The following is a 22,426-nucleotide window of genomic DNA, read 5'->3' as shown; positions in this document are numbered from 1 at the left end:
GTGTGTTCAAACTGCTGGTCCTGCCGGGCGACGGCATCGGGCCGGAGATCATCCGCGAGACCCTGCGCGTCGTCGACTGGGCCCGGACCGCCGGGCTGCGGATTGAACTGAGCGAGGGATTGGCGGGCGGCGCCAGCATCGACATCGTCGGCGCGCCCATCGCCGAGGATGTGGTGGATCAGGCGCTGGCGTCCGACGCCGTGCTTTTCGGCGCCGTCGGCGGGCCGAAGTGGGACCACCTGCCCCGTGCCCAGCGGCCAGAGATGGGCATACTGCGCCTGCGTCAGGCGCTGGATCTCTACGCCAACCTGCGCCCCGCCGTCTGTTTCGACGAACTATTGGACGCCTCGGCGCTGAAGCCCGAGCTGATCCGGGGCCTCGACATCCTGATCGTGCGCGAGGCGACGGCGGGCGTCTATTTCAGCCTGCCCCGCGCCAATGAGGTCGCCCCCGACGGCCAGCGCCGCGCCTATGACACCCAGGCCTATACCGAAGCGGAAATCGCCCGCGTCTGCCGCACGGCCTTTGAACTGGCCCGCACGCGCCAGCGCCGCGTCTGCTCCGTCGACAAGGCCAACGTCATGGAGACGGGCGCCCTGTGGCGCGCCGTCGCGACCGAGGTCGCCGCCGACTATCCCGACGTGGAGCTGTCGCACATGTACGCCGACAACTGCGCCATGCAGTTGGTCCGGCGGCCGGACCAGTTCGACGTCATCGTCACCGACAACCTGTTCGGCGACATCCTGTCCGACGCGGCGGCGGCCCTGACCGGGTCGCTGGGCCTGCTGCCCTCGGCCTCCCTATCCGGCCTTGGACAAGGCGGGCGCAGCCGGGGCCTGTATGAGCCGATCCACGGCTCGGCGCCCGACATCGCGGGACAGGGCGTCGCCAATCCCATCGCGACCATCCTGTCCTTCGCCCTGTGCCTGCGCTGGTCGTTCGACCGCGCCGATCTGGCCGACCGGCTTGAGCGCGCCGTTCGGCACGTCGTGTCCAGCGGCGTCCGCACCCCGGATATCGCCCACCCCGGCGTGGCCGCTGTTTCCATCATTGAGATGACCGACGCGGTTCTGGCCGCCTTGGCCGCCGAGTGAGGTTCCACCGATGAGCGCCCCGACCCTGCAGACCGTCATGGACCTGATCGACGGCCGCACCGACGAACTGGTCGCCCTGACCCAGGATCTGATCCGCTTCCCCACCATCAACCCGCCGGGCGAGGCCTATCGCCCCTGCGCCGAGTACATCGGCGAGCGGCTGAAGAAGCGCGGCTTCACCGTCGAATATGTGCGCGGCGAAGGCTCGCCGGGCGACAGCGACCAATACCCGCGCACCAACGTCATCGCCCGCTGGACCGGCTCTGAACCGGGGCCTTGCGTCCACTTCAACAGCCACATCGACGTGGTCGAGGTCGGCGCCGGCTGGACCGTCGATCCCTTCGGCGGCGAGGTGAAGGACGGCCGCGTCTACGGCCGCGGCGCCTGCGACATGAAGGGCGGGCTGGCCGCCTCCATCATCGCGGTCGAGGCCCTGATCGATTCCGGCCTGCCCCTGCCCGGCGCGCTGGAGATCTCCGGCACGGTGGACGAGGAGTCCGGCGGCTACGGCGGCGTCGCCTATCTGGCCGAGCGTGGCTGGTTCTCGGAGCCGCGCGTCAACCACGTCATCATCCCCGAACCCCTGAACGTGGACCGGGTCTGCATCGGCCATCGCGGCGTCTGGTGGGCCGAGATCGAGACCAAGGGCCGCATCGCCCACGGCTCCATGCCCTTCCTGGGCGATTCCGCCATCCGCCACATGGGCGCGGTGATGGAAGAGTTCGAGAGCAAGCTCTACCCCGCCATGGCCGCCCGCCATTCCGACATGCCGGTCGTGCCCGAAGGCGCCCGTCAGTCGACGATGAACATCAACTCCATCCACGGCGGCCAGGCCGAGGGCTTCGACGGCCTGCCCGCGCCCTGCGTCGCCGATTCCAGCCGCATGGTCATCGACCGCCGCTTCCTGATCGAGGAGACGCTGGAGGATGTGAAGGGCGAGGTGAAGGCCATCCTCGAAGGGCTGGCGGCCCAGCGCCACGGCTTCCGCTACGAGATGCGCGACCTGTTCCAGGTGGCGCCCAGCATGGCCGACCGCGACGGCCCCGTCGCCAGCACGACCGCCGCCGCCATCGAGACGGTGCTGGGCAAGAAGGCCCAGTTCGTCTGCTCGCCCGGCACCTATGACCAGAAGCACATCGACCGTATCGGCAAGCTGAAGGACTGCATCGCCTACGGCCCCGGCGTGCTGGATTTGGCGCACCAACCGGACGAATGGGTGGGCATCGACGACATGACCAACTCAGCCAAGGTCATGGCTAGGGCGGCCTATGATCTGCTGACCCGCAAGCGGAGCTGACAGGATGGCGCGTGGCGACATGGAAGAAGAGAACATCATCGGCCCGCGCCTGCGCGCCCTTCGGGATCGCCTGGGCCTGTCGCAGCGCGCCCTGGCGCGCAAGGCCGGCGTGCCGTCCAGCACCGTCAGCCTGGTCGAGAGCGGCCGCACCAGCCCCTCGGTCGGCTCGCTGAAACGCCTTCTGGACGCGGCGGGCATATCGCTGGGCGACTTCTTCAGCTCGGAGTTCGAGACCCCGACCAAATACTTCTATCGCCACGACGAACTGACCGACATTTCACGCGGCGAAGTCTCCTACCGCCAGCTGGGCTCCAGCCAGGATTCCAGCCTGCAGATCCTGTACGAGACCTATCAGCCCGGCTCGGACAGCGGCCGGGTCATGCTGTCCCACGAGGGAGAGGAAGGCGGCATGATCATCTCCGGCCGCTTGGAAGTCACCGTCGACGGCCAGTCGCGGGTGCTGAAGGCGGGCGAAGGCTATCTGTTTCCCAGCGTCCTGCCGCACCGCTTCCGCAACATCGGCGACGCGCCTTGCGTGGTCATCAGCGCCTGCACGCCGCCGACCTTCTAACGGCGCCGTTGCGAACGATCAGTATTCCGATCATTAGATTATTTTATCCTTACGCGACAGGAAGATAGGCACCCAAAGAAACAGTCTTGCTCCAAATCGACCCAAGGCAGCTACTGATTGCCGAGGAAAGAAAGATTTCCGTCGCCGACAGAGCAGCCGCACAAATGTGCTGCATTGCACAAGACGTCGACTACGGAGATAGTTCGGCGACCGGGCAGTCCCGGCCGCGACGGCTGAACGCGACCATAGACCGCGACGGCCTCATGGGGAGGAAGACGATGAATCGTCTGATGGTCAGCGTTTCCGCCGGGGCCTTGTTCGTCCTGTCCGCCACCTCCGTCGCCGCGCAGCGCGCGCCCGACGAGCCGGCCGCCACCACGGTCGACGAGGTCATCGTCACCGCCCAGCGCCGTGAACAGGCGGCCCAGGACGTGGGCATCGCCCTCAGCGTCCTCAGCGGTGAAAGCCTGACGCAGCAGGGCGTCACCAACGTCAACCAGCTTCAGAACGCCACGCCCAACCTGGAGGTCGAACCGGCCTTCGGCGGCGGCGCGGCCCAGTTCCGCATGCGCGGCGTCGGCTTTCAGGACTACGCCTCCAACAACTCGCCCACGGTCGGCGTCTATGTGAACGAGGTCGCCTATCCGGTCCCCGTCATGACGCAGGGACTGATCTTCGACATCGACCGGGTCGAGGTGCTGCGCGGGCCGCAAGGCACCCTCTACGGCCGCAACACCACCGGCGGCGCCATCAGCTTCGTCACCAAACGCCCGACCGAGGAGCTGTCCGCAGGCCTGATGACCGAATGGGGCAGCCATAACCTGTTCCGGGGCGAGGGCTATGTCTCAGGCCCGCTGGCCGACACCCTGCGCGGCCGTCTGGCCGTCTCGACCGAACAGGGCGGCGCCTGGCAGCGCAACCGCGACACGGGCGAAAGCCTGGGCGACGCCGACCGCACCGGCGCCCGCGCCCTGCTGGAATGGACGCCCAATGAGACCTTCACGGCCCTGCTCGACGTCCACGGCGGCGTCGACAAATCGGAAAATCAGGGCTTGTATTTGATCAGCGACCTGCACACCCGGCTAGGAACCGGCCCGGTCATCCCCGCCGACAAGGACCGCTCCAAGACCGGCTGGGGCCTGTCGCAGCGCTTCGCCGACGCCATCGGCCGCGACGTGAACGCCAAGCCCGGTCGGGACAACTCATCCTGGGGCGCCTCGCTGAACGCCAATCTGGCGCTGAAGGGCATGAGCCTGTCCAGCATCACCAGCTATGAAACCCTGGACCGCAGCGAATACGGCGACTGGGACTCCAGCGCCTCGGTCGAGGCCGACACCTTCTTCGGCAGCGACGTGAAGGTTCTATCGCAGGAACTGCGCCTGGCCTCGGACAACGACAGCCCCCTGACCTGGGTGGCCGGGTTCTACTATTCCAAACAGGATCTCAACGAGCGCTACTTCTCGGACTTCATCGACATCTACAACACCTACGCCCAGGTCACCTATGACCAGAAGGTCGAGTCGTGGAGCCTGTTCGGTCAGGCCGAATACGCCTTCTCCGAGCGGTGGAAAGCCATCCTGGGCCTGCGCTACGAAGAAGAAACGCGCGAGCTTGAAGGCTTCGGCTCGGCCTTCGGCGGCGCCACCGCCCTGCCCCCGACCAGCGTCGACACCAAGATGACGCCTTTGACCGGCAAGGCGGCGCTGGAGTTCAAGCCCGCCGACCACGTCCTGATCTACGGTTCGGCCAGCCGGGGCGCCAAGTCGGGCGGCTTCACCACCTACAACACCGGCGACAGCAGCGGCATCGAGCCCTTCGATCCGGAAATCCTCTGGGCCTATGAGCTGGGCTTCAAGGCTGACCCGTCGCGTGCGGTGCAGATCAACGGCGCGGCCTACTACTACGACTACAACGGCCAGCAGGTGCTGTCGGCCGTCTGCGGCGCCAACGGCCCGGTCGGCCGCTTCACCAACGCCGATTCCGAGATCTACGGCGCGGAGCTGGAGGGCGTCTTCCGCCCCGCCGCCGGTCTGCGGATCAGCCAGAACCTCAGCTACAAGAAGGGCGAGTACACCGACTTCGTCGACCTGGACATCGGCGCCTGCCAGCAGATTCCCCGCGCCACCGTCTACATCGACAAGTCAGGCCAAAAGATCCCCTTCCCCGCTTGGTCGTACGGCGGCTCGGTCAGCTACGACTGGACGGTCGGCGGCTTCGCGGTCACGGCCGAGGCCAACTACAGCTATCGTGACGAGTACCCGTCCTGGCTGGGCGCCAAATACGATGTCGAGGCCTATTGGCTGGCCAACGCCAGCGTCACCATCGGCCCCGAGGACGCCGCCTGGTCCGTGGCCTTCTGGGCACGAAACCTGTTCGATCAGGACTACGACCTGACCCGCAACTTCTTCACCAGCGCCGACATCGCCCAACCCGGAACGCCGCGCACCATCGGCGCGCGGCTGACCCTGCGCTACTGATCGATCACGCCGCTCAGTAAATCGAGCATGCAGGTAAAATGTCTTTTTTTTATCTGCATGTTGTGCCCGACAAGTAACAGTCTTCCCTTTCGTCGCGGTTCGTCCGCTACTGGCGAAAGACAGAGGATGACCGCATGACCGCTGCAAGCGCCGGCAAGGCCGCCAACGACCTTGATCCATTCTGGATGCCGTTCACGGCGAACCGCGCCTTCAAGGCGCAGCCTCGCCTGTTCGCCTCGGCCAGGGACATGCACTACTTCACGCCGGACGGCCGGGCGGTGCTGGACGGCACCGCCGGCCTGTGGTGCGTCAACGCCGGTCACGCCCGCCGGCCGATCGTAGAGGCCATCCAGCGTCAGGCCGAGATTCTGGACTACGCCCCGACCTTCCAACTGGGCCATCCGCTGGCGTTCGAGTTGGCCTCGCGTCTGGGCATGCTGCTGCCCGGCGACCTGAACCACGTCTTCTTCGCCGGTTCGGGGTCAGAGGCGGTCGACACCGCCCTGAAGATCGCCCTCGCCTATCAATCGGCCAGGGGGTTCGAGAACCGCACCCGCCTGATCGGCCGCCAGAAGGGCTATCACGGCGTCGGCTTCGGCGGCATTTCCGTCGGCGGGCTGGAGAACAACAAGCGCGGCTTCCCCACCCTGCCCGGCGTCGACCACCTGTCGCACACGCTGAACCTAGACGAGGCCGCCTTCACGCGCGGCCAGCCCGCCTGGGGCCTGCATCTGGCCGATGAGCTGGAGGCCCTGATCGAGACCCACGGCGCCGAGACCATCGCCGCCGTCATCGTCGAGCCCATGTCCGGCTCGGCCGGGGTGATCGTGCCGCCGCTCGGCTATCTGGAGCGCCTGCGCGAGATCACCGCGCAGCACGGCATCCTGCTGATCTTCGACGAGGTCATCACCGGCTTCGGCCGCCTGGGCGCCCTGACGGCGGCCGAGGCGCTGGGCGTCACGCCCGACCTGATGACCTGCGCCAAGGGGCTGACCAACGGCGCCGTGCCGATGGGCGCCGTGGGCGTCAGCAGCGCCGTCTATCAGGCGGTGGTCGAGCGCGCGGCCGGGCCGGGCATCGAATTCTTCCACGGCTACACCTATTCCGGCCACCCGCTGGCGGCGGCGGCCGGTCTGGCGACGCTCGACGTCTATGAGAGCGAAGGCTTGTTCCAGCGCGCGATTGAACTGACGCCCTACTGGCAGGACGCCGTGCACAGTCTGAGGGGGCTGCGCCACGTCATCGACATCCGCGATCTGGGTCTGGTTGCCGGAATCGAACTGGAGCCGCGCCCCGGCGCGCCCGGCGCCCGCGCGACCGAGGTCTTCCACCAGGCGTTCGACGAAGGGCTGCTGATCCGGGTGACGGCGGATGTCATCGCCCTGTCGCCCCCGCTGATTATCAGCCGGGAACAGATCGACGAACTGATCGGCCGCCTGTCAGGGATCATAGAAAAAACACCCTGATCAGGGGTGTCGAGGAGGGGGAATAGAATGAGAAAACACCTACTGGCGTCGTCGGTCAGCCTGCTGACCCTGGCCGCCTTCTCCAACGCGAACGCTCAGAGCGACGCCCGATCGGGGGATCAGGCCACGCGCGTCGACGAGATCATCGTCACCGCCCAGCGCCGCGAGCAGGCCAGCCAGGACGTGGGCGTCTCGCTCAGCGTCATCGGCGGCGAACAACTGGACGAGAAGGGCATATCGGTCGTCAACGACCTGGAGAACGCCGTCCCCAACATGGAGGTCGACAGCCAGTTCGGCGGCGGCCAGCCCCAGTTCCGCATCCGCGGCATCGGCGCGCGCGAATACTCCTCGAACAACGCCTCGACGGTCGGCATCTATGTCGATGAAGTGGCCCATCCCTATACGGTGACGACCCAGGGCGCCCTGTTCGACGTGGCGCGCATGGAAGTCCTGCGCGGCCCGCAAGGCACCCTCTACGGCCGCAACACCACCGGCGGCGCCGTCAACATCATCACCAATGCGCCCACGGCCGACTTCCGCGCCGGCTTCAACGCCGAATACGGCACGTTCGATCGCTTCAAGGTCGAGGGCTATGTCTCGGGTCAGATCGCGCCCAACCTGCTAGGCCGCCTGGCCGCCGTCACCGAACAGGGCGGCGCCTGGCAATACCACCGCGACACCGGCGAAAAGCTGGGCGACCTCGACAAGAGCGCCATCCGCGGCCGCCTGACCTGGGACGCCAGCGAGGCCGTCACCGTCGACCTGGCCGCCACCTATTCGATCGACAAGTCGGACGGCCGCGGCTTCCGCCTGCTGGGGCCGTACACGGTTTCGGGCGGCGCCGTGACCTATCCCAAGGACACGGCCTGGAGGATCACGGGCTGGGGCATATCGCCGGAAATGGCGGCCGTGGCCGGGGTCGGCCTGAACGCCAAGCCGTTCCGCGACAACGACGGCTTCGACGTCAGCGCCCGCATCAAGGCTGACCTGGGCTGGGCCGACCTGACCTCGATCACCGCCTACCAGACCTTTTCGCGCAGCGAGTTCAACGACTGGGACAGCACCCGCTTCAACGAGTCGAACGTCTTCTTCTACAACGACATCGACGTCTTCGCTCAGGAGCTGCGCCTGAGCTCCAACGGCGACGGGCCCCTCAGCTGGATGATCGGCGCCCACTATGCTGACGAAAGCATCGACGGCGGCTTCTACACCAACTTCCGGGGGCAGCCGAACCTGATCAACACCGCCTATGGCCAGTCAGTGTCAGCCTTCGGCGTCTTCACCCACAACTCCTATCAGGTGAACGAGCGCCTGAACTTGATCGCCGGCCTGCGTTGGGAGACGGAAGAGCGGACCCTCGACAGCGGCGGCACCTCGGTCGCGCCGAATCCGCCGCCGCCGACCACCAGCTACGACACCGATCTGAACGAGGTCTCCGGCCGCCTGGGTCTGGAATACAAGCTGACGGACGACGCCCTCTTCTACGCCAGCGTGGCGCGCGGGGTGAAATCGGGCGGCTTCACCACCTACAACGCCACCTCGGCGACCCCGTTCAAGCCGGAAATCGTCATCGCCTATGAGACCGGGATCAAGTCGGACCTGTTCGACCGCCGCCTGCGTCTGAACGGCGCCCTGTTCTACTATGATTACAAGGACCAGCAGGTTCAGGGGCTGGAATACGACCGGATCACCGGCCGCCTGGGCAAGATCACCAATGTGCCCAAGTCGCACATCTGGGGCGGCGAGATCGAGCTGACCTGGGTGCCGGTCGACGGCCTGACCATCAGCCAGAACATCGGCTACAAGACCGGCGAGTATGACGAGTACTTCGCCATCGACGGCGCCAAGACCGACGCCGCCAATCCCAAGGACGGTCCCTGGGACGTCATCATCACCAACGACCGCTCCGGCGAACGCCTGTCCTTCCCCAAGATGAACTACGGCGGCTCGGTCGCCTATGACTGGGAAGCGGCCGGGTGGGAGCTGCGCGTCGAGACCAACTACAACTATCGGGACGAGCTGTATTCCGTCAGCTCCTCATCGATCATCGACGCCTACTGGCTGTGGAACGCCAACTTCAGCGTCAGCCCGGCCGGCGCCAACTGGCGCGCGGGCCTGTGGGTGCGGAACATGTTCAACACCTACTACGAAGAGACCCGCAACGGCTTCAACGGCTCGGCGCGCCCGACCACCTCGCCCAGCCAGGGCCGCACCTACGGCGTGCGCCTGTCGATGGACTTCTAAGGCTTCCTCCCGAGTGAGGCGGGCCGGTTCCGGCCGGTCCGCCTTGCGCCTTTTCCTGATGGTATGATGGCTTACTCCGCTTCCCGCCTTGATCGCCGCACCCTGCTGACGGGTCTGGTCGTCGCGCCCGCCGTGCTGAGTTTCGGTCGCGCCCAGGCGGGCGGCGCCTATCTGTTTCCGCTGGGCGTCGCCAGCGGCGATCCCGCGCCGGACGGCTTCGTCATCTGGACCCGACTGGCGGCCGATCCTCTGACCGCCGACGGTCTGGGCGGCCTCGACGCCGCCATTCCCGTGCGCTGGGAAGTGGCCGCCGACGACCAGTTCCGCCGCATCGTCGCCGCCGGCAACGCGACCGCCGCCCGCGACGCCGCCCACAGCCTGCACGTCGAGGTCGCGGGCCTCGCCCCCCACCGCCCCTACTGGTATCGCTTCACCGCCCAGGGCCAGCAGAGCCCGACCGGCCGCGCCCTGACCACGCCCGCCCCGAACGCCAGCGCCGACCGGCTGCGCCTCGCCGTCGCCTCCTGCTCGCACTGGGAGCGCGGCTATTTCAGCGCCTACGGCCACATGGCCGACGAACAGCCGGACCTGACCCTGTTCCTGGGCGACTACATCTATGAATACAGCCTGGGGCCGGACCGCGCCGACCATGTGGTGCGCCCCTACAACCTCGAAGAAGCGACATCGCTGGCGGGCTATCGCAACCGCTACGCCCTGCACCGCACCGACGCCAACCTGCAGCGCCTGCACGCCGTCGCCCCCTGCATCGCCGTCTGGGACGACCATGAGGTTCAGGACGACTATTCCGGCGTCTGGTCCAAGATTTCGGGCGTTGCGCCCAATGACTTCCTGCAACGCCGCGCCGCCGCCTATCAGGCCTTCTATGAGGCCATGCCGATCCGTCGCACGCGCTTGAGCGCCAGCCTCCAGATGCCGATCTATCGCCGCGTCCGCTATGGCCAGCTGGCCGAGTTCTTCATGCTGGACGGCCGCCAGTACCGCTCGAAACAGCCGTGCAGCGACGGCGCCAACGGCGGCAAGGGCCAGATCGTCACCGATGCGACCTGCACCGACCGGCTGGACCCGTCGCGCACCTTCCTCGGCTTCGAGCAGGAGCGCTGGCTCTACGACGGCCTGGCCCGCGCCGAGGCGCGCTGGAACATCCTGGGCCAGAATCTGGTCATGGCGGGCCTGCGCCTGGCGCGCAGCCCGGCCGATGAAAACCGCTACTGGACCGACACCTGGGACGGCTTCCCCGCCGCCCGCGACCGTCTGACCTCGGCCCTGTCGGAACTGAAGCCGTCCAACCCCGTGGTCCTCAGCGGCGACTACCACTCCTTCTGGACCAACGACGTGAAGCTGGACAGCCGCGACCCGTCGTCGGTCACCGTGGCGACCGAGTTCGTCGGCACCTCCATCACCTCGACCGGCCCCAGCTACGACGGGCTGATGGCCGTCATGCCCAATAATCCGCAGGTGAAATTCTTCGACAGTCGCCCGCGCGGCTATATGTCGATCGACGTGCGCCCCGACCGCATGGATACGCGCTATCAGGTCATCAGCGACGTGCGCGATCCGAAGGCCAGCCTGTCGACCCTGAAATCCTGGACCGTTGAAACGGGCCGCCCCGGCGCCGTCGCCGCATGATCCCTTCTACCCGGAGTTTTCCCATGACCACCTCGCGCCGCTCTTCTTCCCTCATCGCGATGAGCCTGGCTCTCGCGCTCGGCGGAGCGTTGAGCGGCTGCGCCGGGGCGGTGTCGACGCAGACGGCGGCGACTGCGCCCGTGACCTTCTGGGAAGGCTTCCGCGATCATCCGCACGGCTATCTGACCGCCGAGAACACGCCCAACGCCGCCAACTTCCTGCCGCCTCCGCCCGAAGAAGGCTCGCTGCGCGAACAGGCCGACATCGCCGCCTATCGCGCCATGCGGTCGCTGGAAGGCTCCGAACGCTGGGCCATCGCCCGCGCCGACAATGAGATCGAGACGCCCGGCGCCCCGCGCGCCTTCGACTGCGCCCTCGGCTTCAAGTTCGAGCCGGAACAGATGCCGACCCTGACGCTGTTGATGGGCAAGATGCTGGGCGATCTGGAGATGATCCAGACCCCGGCCAAGAAGGGCTATTTCCGCAAACGCCCCTTCGTGGTCGAGCCCCTGCCGACCTGCATCGCGCCCGAGACCTGGCTGGCGGCCAGCGGCTCCTATCCGTCGGGCCACTCGGCGCTGGGTTGGGCCTGGTCGCTGGTGCTGGCCGAACTGGCGCCCGACCGCGCCGACGCCATCCTGCGACGCGGACTGGCCTATGGCGAAAGCCGCGCAGTGTGCGGCGTCCACTATCCCAGCGACGTCGAGGCGGGCCGCATCGTCGGCGCGACCATCGTCACCCGGCTGAAGGCCGATCCGGCGTTCCAGGCCGATTTCACCAAGGCCAAGGAAGAGTTCGACGCCGCCCGCGCCGCCGCGACCGAGGCTACGGCCGCCTGCCCCGCCTCGCTGGCGCGCCAGCCGTGGTGAGGCGCGCTTAATCCATGGCGTGAAAGCAAATCCATGACGTAGGCTGACGAAGATCGGCCACGTCGCAAGGGGGAGACCGAGGGACGGTGACGAAGACAGGGGCGACACGCGTCGCGACAGCATCCCGACGGCGCGGCCGGAACGGCGGGCTTCGGCCCGGCCTGATCACGCTTATGCTGTCGCTGGCCCTGTGCCTCGTCTGGGGCCTGACCGCGCCGCAGGTTCAGGCGCAGGCGCCGCGTGACCGGCTGATCCTCGGCCTGCCGCTGGAGCCGCCGAACCTCGACCCGACCTCGGGCGCGGCGGCGGCGGTGGATGAAGTCGTCTACGCCAACGTCTTCGAAGGCCTGACTCGGCTGACCCAGAACGGCGCCGTCGCCCCGTCGCTGGCCGAGTCGTGGGAGGCCGCCCCCGACGGCCTGACCTGGACCTTCCACCTGAGACGCGGCGTCACCTTCTCGGACGGCTCGCCGTTCGACGCCTCGGTCGCCAAATTCTCCCTGGACCGCATCAAGGCAGAAGGCTCGACCAACGCCCAGAAGGCCCTGTTCGCGCCGATCCAGAGCGTCGAGGTCGTCGACCCGGCGACCATCCGCATCCGCCTGTCGCGGCCGATGGCCACCCTGCCCTATGTCCTGGCCTGGGGCGACGCGGTCATGGTCTCGCCCAAGAGCGCCGCGACCAACGCCGTCACGCCGGTCGGCACCGGCCCGTTCAAGCTGCAGAGCTGGCAGCGCGGCAGCCAGCTGACCCTGATCCGCCGCGACGGTTACTGGGGCCCGACGCCGCGCCTGAACACCGTCGTCTTCCGCTTCATCAGCGACCCGACCGCCGCCTTCGCCGCCGTCAGCGCTGGCGACGTGGACGCCTTCCCCAACTATCCCGCGCCCGAGAATGTCGCCCAGTTCCAACGCGACCCGCGCTTCCGCGTCGTCGTCGGCGCGTCCGAAGGCAAGGTCATCCTGGGCATCAACAACACCAAGGCGCCGTTCAACGACGTGCGGGTGCGCCGCGCCCTTTCCTACGCCATCGACCGCGACGCCCTGATTCAAGGGGCCATGTTCGGCTTCGGCCAGCCCATCGGCAGCCATTATTCGCGTCAGGCGCCGGGCTATGTCGACCTGACCGGCCTCTATCCCCACGATCCCGCCAAGGCGCGCGCCCTGTTGGCCGAGGCGGGCTATCCCAACGGCATCGACGTGACGCTTCGCCTGCCGCCGCGACCCTACGCCCGACGCAGCGGCGAGGTGCTGATCTCGCAACTGGCCCAGGCGGGCATCCGCGCCAAGATCGAGAACCTCGAATGGGCCCAGTGGCTGGACCAGGTGTTCAAACGCCGCCAGTTCGACCTGACCATCGTCGAGCACGTCGAGCCGATGGACTATGACATCTACGGCCGCAAGGACTACTACTTCGGCTACGACAGCCCGGCCTTCGACGCCCTGCTGGCGCAGGTCAACGCCGCCCCGGACGAGCCGACGCGCAACCGCCTGCTGGGCGACCTGCAACGCCGCATCGCAGACGACGCGGTCAACGGCTTCCTGTTCCAGTCCTCGCGCATCGGCGTGTGGAAGGCGGACGTGAACGGCCTGTGGATCAACGGCCCCATCGCCGCCAACGACGTCACCGGCGCCTACTGGACCGGCGCGGGCGCGGCTACGACCTCCAACGCCGAGCGTACCGGCGGCGCCCTGCCCTGGGGCTGGATCAGCGTGATCGCGGGCGCGGCCCTGCTGGCCTTCGTCGCCTGGCGCTTCGGCGCGGCCTGGCTGCTGAAGAAACTGGGCGGCCACGCCCTGACCCTGCTGGCGGCCACCGTCGTCATCTTCCTGCTGCTGCAGGTCGTGCCCGGCGATCCGGCCAGCTATATGATGGGGCTGAACGCCAGCCCGGAATCCATCGCCGCCCTGCGTCAGCAGATGGGCCTCGAAGGCTCCGGCCTTGAGCGTTATTTCGCCTGGCTCGGCGACCTGCTGACCGGCAAGTTCGGCACCAGCTACACCTATCAGGTGCCGGTCGGCGGGCTGATCGCGGAACGTCTGGCCGTGTCCGCGCCACTGGCCCTGATGGCCACCGTCCTGTCGCTGCTGGTCGCCCTGCCCATCGGCGTCACCGCCGCCAGCCGCCGAGGCACCGCCGTCGACACCGGCCTGATCGGCGTCACGCAGGTCGGCGTCGCCCTGCCCAATTTCTGGATCGCCATGCTGCTGATCCTGCTGTTCTCGGTGAACCTGGGCTGGTTCTCGGCGGGCGGCTTCCCCGGCTGGAGCGCCGGTTTTTGGCCCGCCTTCAAGGCCCTGATCCTGCCCGCCGTGGCGCTGGCCGCACCTCAGGCCGCCATCCTCGCCCGCGTGCTGAGGACCGCCCTGCTCGACACCATGAACGAGGACTATGTCCGCACCGCCCGCGCCAAGGGTCTGTCGGTCAACCAAGCCCTGTGGCGGCACGCCCTGCGCAACGCCTGGATCCCCGTCCTGACTATTCTGGGACTGCAGTTCCCCTTCCTGCTGGCGGGCGGCATCATCATCGAAAACGTCTTCTCCCTGCCCGGCCTCGGCCGGCTGGTCTTCCAGGCCATCACCCAGCGCGACCTGATCGTGGTGCAGAGCGTGGTCGTGGTGCTCGTCTTCGCCGTGGTTCTGGTCAGCTTCCTGATCGACCTCGCCTACCTGTTCGCTGATCCGCGCCTGAGGGGTCGCCGCGCATGACCGACGCCCCCGCCATTATCGCCCCCGCCAAGCCCCGCATGCGCTGGCCGCTGTCGCTGATCGTCGGCGCCACGCTGACCGCCGTCGTGCTCGCGACCGCCCTCCTCGCCCTCGTCTGGACGCCCTATGACGTCGAGGCGGTCAACATCGCCGCCAAGCTGACCGCCCCCTCGACCGCCCACTGGATGGGCACCGACCACTTCGGCCGCGACGTGCTGTCGATGATCATGGCGGGCGCGCAGAACTCCCTCATCGTCGCCTTCGTCGCCGTCGGCATCGGCGTCGCAATCGGCACGCCGCTGGGCCTGACGGCGGCGGCGCGCGGCGGGTGGATCGACGAACTGGTCATGCGCGGCAACGACTTGGTCTTCGCCTTCCCCGCCCTGCTGCTGGCCGTGATGATCACCGCCGTCATGGGACCGGGCGCGATCAACGCCGTCATCGCCATCGGCGTCTTCAACATCCCCGTCTTCACCCGCGTCGCGCGCGGCGCGGCGCAGGGGCTGTGGACCCGCGAATACGTTCTGGCCGCCCGCACGGCGGGCAAGTCCAAGGCCCTGATCTCGATCCAGCACATCCTGCCCAATCTGATGAGCCTGCTGGTCGTCCAGGCCGCGATCCAGTTCGCCGTCGGCATCGTCGCCGAGGCGGGCCTGTCCTATGTCGGTCTGGGCGCCCAGCCGCCCGCGCCCAGCTGGGGCCGGATGCTGGCCGAGGCCCAGACCATGATCGGCTTCGCGCCGTGGCTGGCGATCATGCCGGGGCTGGCCATCTTCGTGACCGTGCTGGGCCTCAGCCTGACCGGCGACGGCCTGCGCGACCTGTTCGACCCGCGTGTGCGGCGGGAGCGTTGACCATGACCGTCCTCGACATCCGCGACCTCAGCCTGTCGATCGGCCAGACGCCGATCCTGAAGAACGTCAGCCTGTCCGTCGCCCCCGGCGAAATCCTCGGCCTTGTCGGCGAGAGCGGCTCGGGCAAGTCCATGACCTCGCTGGCCGTGCTGGGTCTGACGCCGCCGCGCGCGACGATGACGGGCGAGATCCGTCTGAACGGTCAGGTCGTCTCGAACGCCCCCGACGCCGTGATGCAGCAGGTGCGCGGCCGAGACGTGGGCATCATCTTTCAGGAGCCGATGACGGCCCTGAACCCCGTCATGACCATCGGCGATCAGGTCGCCGAGACGGTGCGCCTGCACAAGAAATCCTCGCGCAAGGAAGCCCTCGCCGTCGCCCGCGCCGTGCTCGACCGCGTCGGCCTGCCCGCAGAGCGCTTCCCCCTGACCCGCTATCCGCACGAGCTATCGGGCGGCCAGAGACAGCGCGTCGCCATCGCCATCGCCATCGCATTGACGCCGAAACTGCTGATCGCGGATGAGGCGACGACGGCGCTGGACGTGACGACGCAGGCCCAGGTGCTGGACCTGCTGAAACGGCTGGTGCGCGAGGACGGCATGGGCCTGATCCTCATCACCCACGACCTCGCCGTCGTGGCCGAGACCGCCGACCGCGTGGCGGTGATGAAGGACGGCGAACTGGTCGAGGAAGCCCCCGTCTCGTGCATCCGCACCGGCATGGCGCATACCTATTCCCGTCGCCTTCTGGCCAACGCCACCCACGCCCCGACGCGCCGCAGCCGCCCGCAGGCCGACGCCGCCCCTGTGCTTCAGGTCGAGGGTCTGGTGCGCGAATACGGCGGCGCCCCCGCGCTGTTCGGCAAATCGAAGACCTTCCGCGCCGTCGATCAGGTCAGCTTGTCGATCCAGCCCGGCGAGAGCGTCGGCCTCGTAGGCGAAAGCGGCTGCGGCAAGTCCACCCTGCTGCGCGCCATCCTCGCGCTGGAGACGCCGCAGGCGGGCCGTGTCCGGGTCAAGGGCCGCGACATCACCGCCGCGCGCGGCTCCGCGCTGAAGTCCATCCGCTGCGACATTCAGGTCGTGTTCCAGGATCCCTACGGCAGCTTCGATTCGCGCTGGAAGGTCAGCGATCTGGTCGCCGAAAACTTCCATCTGCTGGACGCCAAACCCACCCCCGCCGAGGCCCGCCGCCGCGTCGATGAAATGCTGGAGCGCGTCGGCCTGGCAAGCAACGCCGCCGACCGCTATCCGCACGAGTTCTCGGGCGGCCAGCGCCAGCGCATCGCCATCGCCCGCGCCCTGATCACCGAGCCCTCGGTCATCTGTCTGGACGAGGCGGTGTCGGCCCTGGACGTGTCCGTGCGGGCGCAGGTGCTGGACCTGCTGGCCGACCTGTCGGACCGGCTCGGCCTGTCCTACCTCTTCGTCACTCATGACCTCAGCGTCGTGCGCACGGTGACGGATCGCCTGCTGGTCATGCAGGCCGGAAAGATCGTCGAACAGGGCGAGACGACCGCCGTCTTCGCTGCGCCTTCGCACCCCTATACGCAGAAACTTCTGGCGGCGACGCCGGATCTGGTCCGCAATCAAGCTCTGGAAAAGGAAACCGCCGGATGAACCGCAGAACCGTCCTCGGCTCAGCCCTGATCGGCGCCGCAGCCTCCGCAGCAGGCGCCGCCAGCGCCAAGCCCGCCGCCCAGAGCGCCGCCCGCGCCTCGGGCCGCACCGGCCCGCTGAACCTGATCACCGACGTCGAGGGCCTCAAGGTCGGTCAGGCCCATGACGCGAGCGTCCGCACCGGCGTCACCGTCATCCTGGCCGAAAAGCCCGCTGTGGCCGCCGTGGACGTGCGTGGCGGCGGCCCCGCCGGGCGCGAGACCGACGTGCTGCGCCCCGAAAACCTGGTGCAGGAGGTGGACGCCATCATCCTGTCGGGCGGGTCGGTCTATGGTCTCGGCTCGGCCGACAGCGTCGCCGCCTGGATGGGCATGCGCGGGCGCGGCTACGGCATGGGCGGGGCGCCGGGCGTGCCGCCCTCGCCCATCATCCCGACCGCCTGTCTCTACGACCTGGCCAATGGCGGGAACAAGGCGTGGGAGATGGAGCCCCCCTATCGCCGCCTGTCGGTTCAGGCGCTGGAGGCCGCGAGCGACCGCTTCGACCTCGGCACCGCAGGCGCGGGCTATGGCGCCGAGGCGGGCGCGCTGAAGGGCGGCATCGGCTCGGCCTCGGCGGTCATGGCGGCGGGCTGGACGGTCGGCGCCATCGTGGCGGTCAACAGCGTCGGCTCGGTCGTCGCGCCGGGCGGCAAGAGCTTCTGGGCCGCCCCCTATGAGATCGGCGACGAGTTCGGCGGTCTGGGATCATCGGGCCTGCACGCCTCGGCCGAGGACTGGGGGCCGTCCAAGTTCCGGCCCCAGCCGCGCGAGAACACCACCATCGCCTGCATCGCCACCGACGTGGCCCTGACGCGGGTCGAGCTTCAGCGCGTGGCCATCATGGCCCAGGACGGCATGGCGCGCGCCATCCGCCCCGCCCACGCGCCGTTCGACGGCGACACCCTGTTCAGCCTGTCCACGGGCAAGAAGGTCATCGCTGACCCGGCCCTGCGTCAGGTCGTGGTCGCCCAGCTCGGCAACGTCGCCGCCGACGTCCTGGCCCGCGCCGTGGCGCGCGGCGTCTATCACGCGACCAACTATGAGGGCATGACCGGCAAGACCTGGCGGGAGCTGTAACCCCACGTCCTTCTCCCCACCGGGGGAGAAGGTGGGCGTCGGAGGCGCTCGGATGAGGGGGACGCCTCAACGCTCTCGACGCCCGCGTTTGCGGACACAGCCCCTCATCCGTCATGCTTCGCCTGACACCTTCTCCCCCGGTGGGGAGAAGGGCCTTTAGATCGGCGCGCCCGGCGGCACCGCCTGCGCGACCGGCAGCGTCTCGCTCAGCGCCTTCAGCCCCTCGACCGGGCCGGTCAGAGCCTCCGCCAGATAGGCGCACTGGGCCGTCTCCAGCCGGTCGCCGCGGCAGCGTTTCAACTGCTCCCCGAACCGCCGCGCGCTGTCGCGCACCGCACCCTGCGCCGTCGAGGACAGATCCTTGCTCTGAATCAGCGCGGCCAGATGGGCCGCATAGCGGGCGCGGGCAACGCGGCGCAGCTCGGCCTGACGCGGGCTCAACGCCGCGCCCGGCCCGACGGCGACCGCCACCCGATCCAGCGTCTCGACCAGGCCCAACTGCCCCGGATCGCGGCGCTCCTGCTCGACCAGGCGGTTCAGCCGCTCCGACGCCAGCAGGGTTTCAAACACCACCTCGGTCGCCGCCGCCGCCGCCGAGGACGGATCGAACACGGCGTCGGTCTTGCCCTCGAACAGCTCGATCTGGGTCTGGCGATCCGAATTGCCCGACTGGGCCGAGGACAGCAGGTCGATCAGATCGTCGCGCAGGTCCAGTTCGGCCGGAGACAGGGCCAGCATCAGGGCCTCCAGCGCCGCGCGCTGTTTGTCCGCAGGCACGACCTCGGCCCGCTCACGCCCTTCGCCGCTGACGGCGTAGCTGTAGTCCAGGCCCCCGATCTGACGCCCCACCGCCGTCGTCTGATAGCGGTGATAGAGATAGATCGGCACGATGACCCGGCGCAGGTCCGCCGCCGGCGCGCCCGCGGGCAGATTGGCCAGGCCGAAGCGCGACAGGGCGATGCGCCGCACCGCCAGGGTGTTGGCGAACTCGGCGGTCGGGTCGGTTCCGTTGTCCCACATGGCGCCGTAAGGCTGCAGGCTGCCCAGCGGACGGGTGTCGGTGTCGTTGACGAAGCGGTAGCCCTTTGCTTGCGCCTCGGCGGCCAAGGCCGCTCGCCGCGCGATCGGATCACGTCCCGGCGCGTCGCCATAGAGCCAGTCGACGACATAGCGGTCCCAGGCGCCGACGCCGGTCGTATAGGCCTGGCTGAAGTCCAGCCGGTCCCCATCCGCGATCACCCACGGCGCCGGATAGTCCATGACTGAGGCCCGCCCCTCGAAGGTGGAGGCGGCGAAGTTGTGAGCAATGCCCAGAGCGTGGCCGATCTCGTGCGCCGACAGGTGGCGCAGGCGGTGATAGGCCAGACGGTCCGGGTCGTCCTCGGCGCCCGTGCCGCTGCGGGCGGCGCCGATCAGCCCTTCGATGATCATCTTGTCCTGACGGTCGCGCAGGGAGCCCAGTTGCACCACGCCGCGCACGATCTCGCCGGTGCGGGGGTCGTTGACGCTGGTCCCGGTCGACCAGCCGCGCGTCTCGCGGTGAACCCATGAGATGATGTTGTAGCGAGCGTCCATCGGATGCGCCCCCTCGGGCAGGAGCTCGACACGGAAGGCGTTAAGATAGCCCGCCTGTTCAAAGGCCTGCGCCCACCAGTTGCCGCCCTCGATCAGGGCTTCGCGGATAGCGGGCGGGGCGGCGCGATCGACGTAGAAGACGATGGGCTTCTTCACCGTCGAGCGCGCGGCGGTCGGATCCGTCTTCTCCAGCCGGAACCGGCGGGCCAGCCGACTGACCACCGGCTGATCCAGGTCGGCGGCGAAATCCGTCACCGTCACCTGAGCCGAGGTGCCCGACCGAGGATCATGCAGCACAGGCAGGAAGCCCTCGTCCGGCAATCGGATGAACGAATGGCGCACCGCCAGGGTGACGGAACGGGTTTCCGGCGAAACGCGCGACAGCTCACCGCCCGGCTCGTCGCTGGTGAAGGTCTGGACCGTCTGGAACTCCACATTGTCGGGGAAGACCAGGGTCTGGGCCGTATCGACGTAGCCGAGGCTGGCGGCCGGCTTGAACGTCCCCAGCCGCGCACGCTTCAGACGGGAAACCACATTGACCGCGTCGCGCTCGAGAAAGCCCGAAAGGTCCACCGTGACCGAACCGTCGGCCCCGGCGTCCGTCGCCTCAGCCGACCAGACGATCGGCGAGACGAAGGAGGCGGCGACGGCGTTGACCTGATCCGGGTCGGCGTCCACGGCGCGGAAGCGATGGTTCTCGAAGGCGGCGAAGACCCGGTTCCCGACCTTGCGGAAGACCACGATCTGCGTCTGCCCCAGGCCCGAACGATCCAGCCCCGCTCCGTCCATGCCCAGGCCCGCCGACAGACCCGGCTGATACAGATAACGGCCCAGAACCCCGTCCGCGTCCGGCGCGGGCAGGCGCACCGAGACCTTGCCCTTGTCGCTGTCCTGTCGCACGCCGAACAGGCCGTCCCGCCAGGCGGCCGACGCCGCCGCCGAGGCGGGCGCGGACTGCGCCGCTACGGGAGCCGCCGCTCCAGCCAGAACCAGACCCGCGGCGCCCGCCAACAGAACCTTGCGCAACATCGGCTTCCCCCTCCGATTGATTCAACAACGGTCGTTCAGACCATCGAACGGCCGAAACAGCAAGCGGCGGCTCAGCGTACGCCCAGGGCCAGAGCATCCGGACGCCGAGTGTCGGCCGCGCCCAGGAAACGGTCGCCATCGACCATGATGGACTGGGTGCTCCCCATGGTCATCGACGGACGCACGGCGTGCCCCCGCTCGCGCAGCAGGCGCTCGACGTCGGGCGAAAAACCGCCTTCCAGCTCCAGCGGGCTGTCGCCTCCCGCCTGGTTCAGACGCGGACGCATGGCCGCCTCGGCCACGTTCAGATCGTGGTCGATCACGTTGGAGATCAGCTGGACCATGGTGGCGATGATGTAGCCGCCGCCGGGCGTGCCTGTGACCAGCCAGGGCTTGTCGTCCTTGAACACCACCATCGGCGTGATGGTCGAACCCAGGCGCTTGCCCGGCGCGGGCGAGTTCGGCTCCCCGCGCGTGCCCCACGAGAAGTTGTCCAGGTGGTTGTTCAGCAGGATGCCCGTCCCCACCGGGGCGACGTGCGCGCCGTAGGAGTTGGACAGGGTGTAGGTGTTCGACACCGCATTGCCGAAAGCGTCCGCGACCGAATAGTGGGTCGTGTCCTGGCTCTCATAGGGATAGGGGTTGCCCTCGGGGATATCGGCCGCTTTCAGGGTGCGGTCCAAGGCGATCAGTCGAACGCGTTCGGCGGCGAATTCCTTGCTCGCCAGCCCATGCGCCGGGGTGGTCCACTGCGGCGCCCCGCCGATCAGGCGACGGTCCGACGAGGTGATCTTCATCGCCTCGGAGATCAGGTGCAGGCTGTCGACGCTGCCCCACCTCATCGCGCGCAGGTCGAAATGCTCCAACAGGTTCAGCGCCTGGGCGACGCTGACGCCCGAGGCCGTCGGCGGCATATAGGCGATGCGATGGTCGCGATAGCTGCCCCAGATCGGCTCTGACACGTCGGCGCGGTAGGCGGACATGTCGGCCATGGTGATCACCCCGCCCTGGGCCTGGACGCCCGCGACGATCTGGCGGGCCAACTCGCCCTTGTAGAACTCATCGGCGCCGCCGCGCGCCACCTTGCGCAGGCTTTCGGCCAACAGAGGCTGGCGGAAGATCTCGCCCGCGCGATAGGGGGTTCCGTCCGTCTTCAGATAGGCTTCGCGCGCGCCCGGATCGGTCGCCAGCACCCGCGCCCGCCCGGCCGTGGCGTCGGCCTCGCCGTCCGACAGGACATAGCCTTCCTCGGCCAGCTTGATCGCCGGCGCGATCAGATCGGCCCAGGGCATGGAGCCGAAGCGCGCGTGCGCCTCCCACATGCCCATGACCGTGCCCGGCACCGAGACGTTGATGAAGCCCGACGGCTTGCTGCGGTCAAAGCGGCCGCTGTCGTCCAGCAGCAGGTCCGGCGTCGTCGCCGCCGGCGCCGTGCCGTAGTAGTTGACGGCGATGGTCTGGGCCGGCCGCTCGGCCGTGGCCGCCATATGGACGATCATGTAGCCGCTGCCGCCGATGTTGCCCGCACGCGGCAGGGTCACGGCTTCCGCGAAAGCCACGGCGACGGCCGAATCCACCGCATTGCCGCCCTGACGCAGGATTTCGACGCCCACGCGGGTGGCCGGGTCGCTCTGGCTGACCACCATGCCGCCGCGCCCCACCACGGGGCTGTGGATCTGGCCGTAGTTGACGATGTCTCCGCCGCTGCCTGCGGCGGGCCGGACCGGCGCGGCCTGTTTGGCCAGGACCGGCCCGCCCATCAGCATCAGGGCCGTCGTCAAGGCGACCAGGGTTCTGGGTTTGGTGATGTGCATGCAGCCCCCGTCACAATCCATCGCCGCCCCGCCTCGAACAGCGA

At 68.4% G+C, this 22,426-nt stretch carries 14 protein-coding genes; 12 read left to right on the top strand and 2 right to left on the bottom strand.

Annotation, left to right across the window (positions count from 1 at the left end; genetic code table 11):
* Positions 1 to 2 precede the first annotated feature (2 nt).
* The 12 genes from leuB (at position 3) to ACU5AP_RS01425 (ending at position 17,964) form a co-directional block, all read left to right on the top strand.
* A complete protein-coding gene (gene leuB / locus ACU5AP_RS01480) occupies positions 3 to 1,094 on the top strand; it encodes a 3-isopropylmalate dehydrogenase (protein WP_446680727.1) in 1,092 nt (363 codons plus the stop codon).
* Between the two features lie 10 nt (positions 1,095 to 1,104).
* Positions 1,105 to 2,391 (top strand): acetylornithine deacetylase/succinyl-diaminopimelate desuccinylase family protein, encoded by a 1,287-nt coding sequence (locus tag ACU5AP_RS01475; RefSeq protein ID WP_046652014.1) that lies wholly within the window; start codon positions 1,105 to 1,107, stop codon positions 2,389 to 2,391.
* Positions 2,392 to 2,395: 4 nt separating this feature from the next.
* Complete coding sequence (locus tag ACU5AP_RS01470) at positions 2,396 to 2,962, top strand: cupin domain-containing protein (RefSeq protein WP_125900103.1); 567 nt, start codon at positions 2,396 to 2,398, stop codon at positions 2,960 to 2,962.
* 278 nt (positions 2,963 to 3,240) lie between these two features.
* Positions 3,241 to 5,439, top strand: coding sequence for a TonB-dependent receptor (locus ACU5AP_RS01465; RefSeq protein WP_446680704.1), 2,199 nt, complete (start codon positions 3,241 to 3,243; stop codon positions 5,437 to 5,439).
* Positions 5,440 to 5,573: 134 nt separating this feature from the next.
* Positions 5,574 to 6,905, top strand: coding sequence for an aminotransferase class III-fold pyridoxal phosphate-dependent enzyme (locus tag ACU5AP_RS01460; protein WP_446680703.1), 1,332 nt, complete (start codon positions 5,574 to 5,576; stop codon positions 6,903 to 6,905).
* 27 nt (positions 6,906 to 6,932) lie between these two features.
* Positions 6,933 to 9,149, top strand: coding sequence for a TonB-dependent receptor (locus ACU5AP_RS01455; protein ID WP_446680702.1), 2,217 nt, complete (start codon positions 6,933 to 6,935; stop codon positions 9,147 to 9,149).
* 66 nt (positions 9,150 to 9,215) lie between these two features.
* Positions 9,216 to 10,796 carry an alkaline phosphatase D family protein gene (locus tag ACU5AP_RS01450; protein WP_223850839.1) on the top strand — a complete coding sequence of 527 codons (1,581 nt, stop codon included), beginning with the start codon at positions 9,216 to 9,218 and terminating at the stop codon, positions 10,794 to 10,796.
* A gap of 23 nt (positions 10,797 to 10,819) precedes the next feature.
* Positions 10,820 to 11,665, top strand: a complete 846-nt coding sequence (locus tag ACU5AP_RS01445; RefSeq protein ID WP_223850838.1) for an acid phosphatase — start codon at positions 10,820 to 10,822, stop codon at positions 11,663 to 11,665.
* Between the two features lie 173 nt (positions 11,666 to 11,838).
* The gene (locus ACU5AP_RS01440; protein WP_128720387.1) at positions 11,839 to 14,373 is read left to right on the top strand and encodes an ABC transporter substrate-binding protein; all 2,535 of its coding nucleotides are present in this window, start codon (positions 11,839 to 11,841) and stop codon (positions 14,371 to 14,373) included.
* Positions 14,370 to 15,227 (top strand): ABC transporter permease, encoded by an 858-nt coding sequence (locus tag ACU5AP_RS01435; protein WP_128720389.1) that lies wholly within the window; start codon positions 14,370 to 14,372, stop codon positions 15,225 to 15,227. The genes ACU5AP_RS01440 and ACU5AP_RS01435 overlap by 4 nt, the downstream gene beginning before the upstream one ends.
* A 2-nt stretch (positions 15,228 to 15,229) precedes the next feature.
* The gene (locus ACU5AP_RS01430; RefSeq protein ID WP_128720391.1) at positions 15,230 to 16,846 is read left to right on the top strand and encodes an ABC transporter ATP-binding protein; all 1,617 of its coding nucleotides are present in this window, start codon (positions 15,230 to 15,232) and stop codon (positions 16,844 to 16,846) included.
* Complete coding sequence (locus tag ACU5AP_RS01425; RefSeq protein ID WP_128720392.1) at positions 16,843 to 17,964, top strand: P1 family peptidase; 1,122 nt, start codon at positions 16,843 to 16,845, stop codon at positions 17,962 to 17,964. The genes ACU5AP_RS01430 and ACU5AP_RS01425 overlap by 4 nt, the downstream gene beginning before the upstream one ends.
* A 156-nt stretch (positions 17,965 to 18,120) precedes the next feature.
* Here ACU5AP_RS01425 and ACU5AP_RS01420 read toward each other — a convergent pair whose 3' ends face one another.
* Both ACU5AP_RS01420 and ggt read right to left on the bottom strand, forming a co-directional pair.
* Entirely contained in the window at positions 18,121 to 20,568 is a 2,448-nt protein-coding gene (locus ACU5AP_RS01420; RefSeq protein ID WP_128720393.1) for a zinc-dependent metalloprotease, read from the bottom strand.
* Positions 20,569 to 20,639: 71 nt separating this feature from the next.
* Positions 20,640 to 22,382 (bottom strand): gamma-glutamyltransferase, encoded by a 1,743-nt coding sequence (gene ggt, locus ACU5AP_RS01415; protein WP_446680701.1) that lies wholly within the window; start codon positions 22,380 to 22,382, stop codon positions 20,640 to 20,642.
* Between the last annotated feature and the right edge of the window lie 44 nt (positions 22,383 to 22,426).

The organism is Brevundimonas sp. RM1, assembly GCF_052907225.1.
This window is presented reverse-complemented; position numbering and strand designations above follow the sequence as displayed.

Coding starts and splice junctions, on each gene's coding strand:
- ACU5AP_RS01475 (WP_046652014.1), top strand. CDS start 1,105: ATGAGCGCCCCGACCCTGCAGACCGTCATGGACCTGATCGACGGCCGC.
- ACU5AP_RS01470 (WP_125900103.1), top strand. CDS start 2,396: ATGGCGCGTGGCGACATGGAAGAAGAGAACATCATCGGCCCGCGCCTG.
- ACU5AP_RS01465 (WP_446680704.1), top strand. CDS start 3,241: ATGAATCGTCTGATGGTCAGCGTTTCCGCCGGGGCCTTGTTCGTCCTG.
- ACU5AP_RS01460 (WP_446680703.1), top strand. CDS start 5,574: ATGACCGCTGCAAGCGCCGGCAAGGCCGCCAACGACCTTGATCCATTC.
- ACU5AP_RS01455 (WP_446680702.1), top strand. CDS start 6,933: ATGAGAAAACACCTACTGGCGTCGTCGGTCAGCCTGCTGACCCTGGCC.
- ACU5AP_RS01450 (WP_223850839.1), top strand. CDS start 9,216: ATGGCTTACTCCGCTTCCCGCCTTGATCGCCGCACCCTGCTGACGGGT.
- ACU5AP_RS01445 (WP_223850838.1), top strand. CDS start 10,820: ATGACCACCTCGCGCCGCTCTTCTTCCCTCATCGCGATGAGCCTGGCT.
- ACU5AP_RS01440 (WP_128720387.1), top strand. CDS start 11,839: ATGCTGTCGCTGGCCCTGTGCCTCGTCTGGGGCCTGACCGCGCCGCAG.
- ACU5AP_RS01435 (WP_128720389.1), top strand. CDS start 14,370: ATGACCGACGCCCCCGCCATTATCGCCCCCGCCAAGCCCCGCATGCGC.
- ACU5AP_RS01430 (WP_128720391.1), top strand. CDS start 15,230: ATGACCGTCCTCGACATCCGCGACCTCAGCCTGTCGATCGGCCAGACG.
- ACU5AP_RS01425 (WP_128720392.1), top strand. CDS start 16,843: ATGAACCGCAGAACCGTCCTCGGCTCAGCCCTGATCGGCGCCGCAGCC.
- ACU5AP_RS01420 (WP_128720393.1), bottom strand. CDS start 20,568: ATGTTGCGCAAGGTTCTGTTGGCGGGCGCCGCGGGTCTGGTTCTGGCT.
- ggt (WP_446680701.1), bottom strand. CDS start 22,382: ATGCACATCACCAAACCCAGAACCCTGGTCGCCTTGACGACGGCCCTG.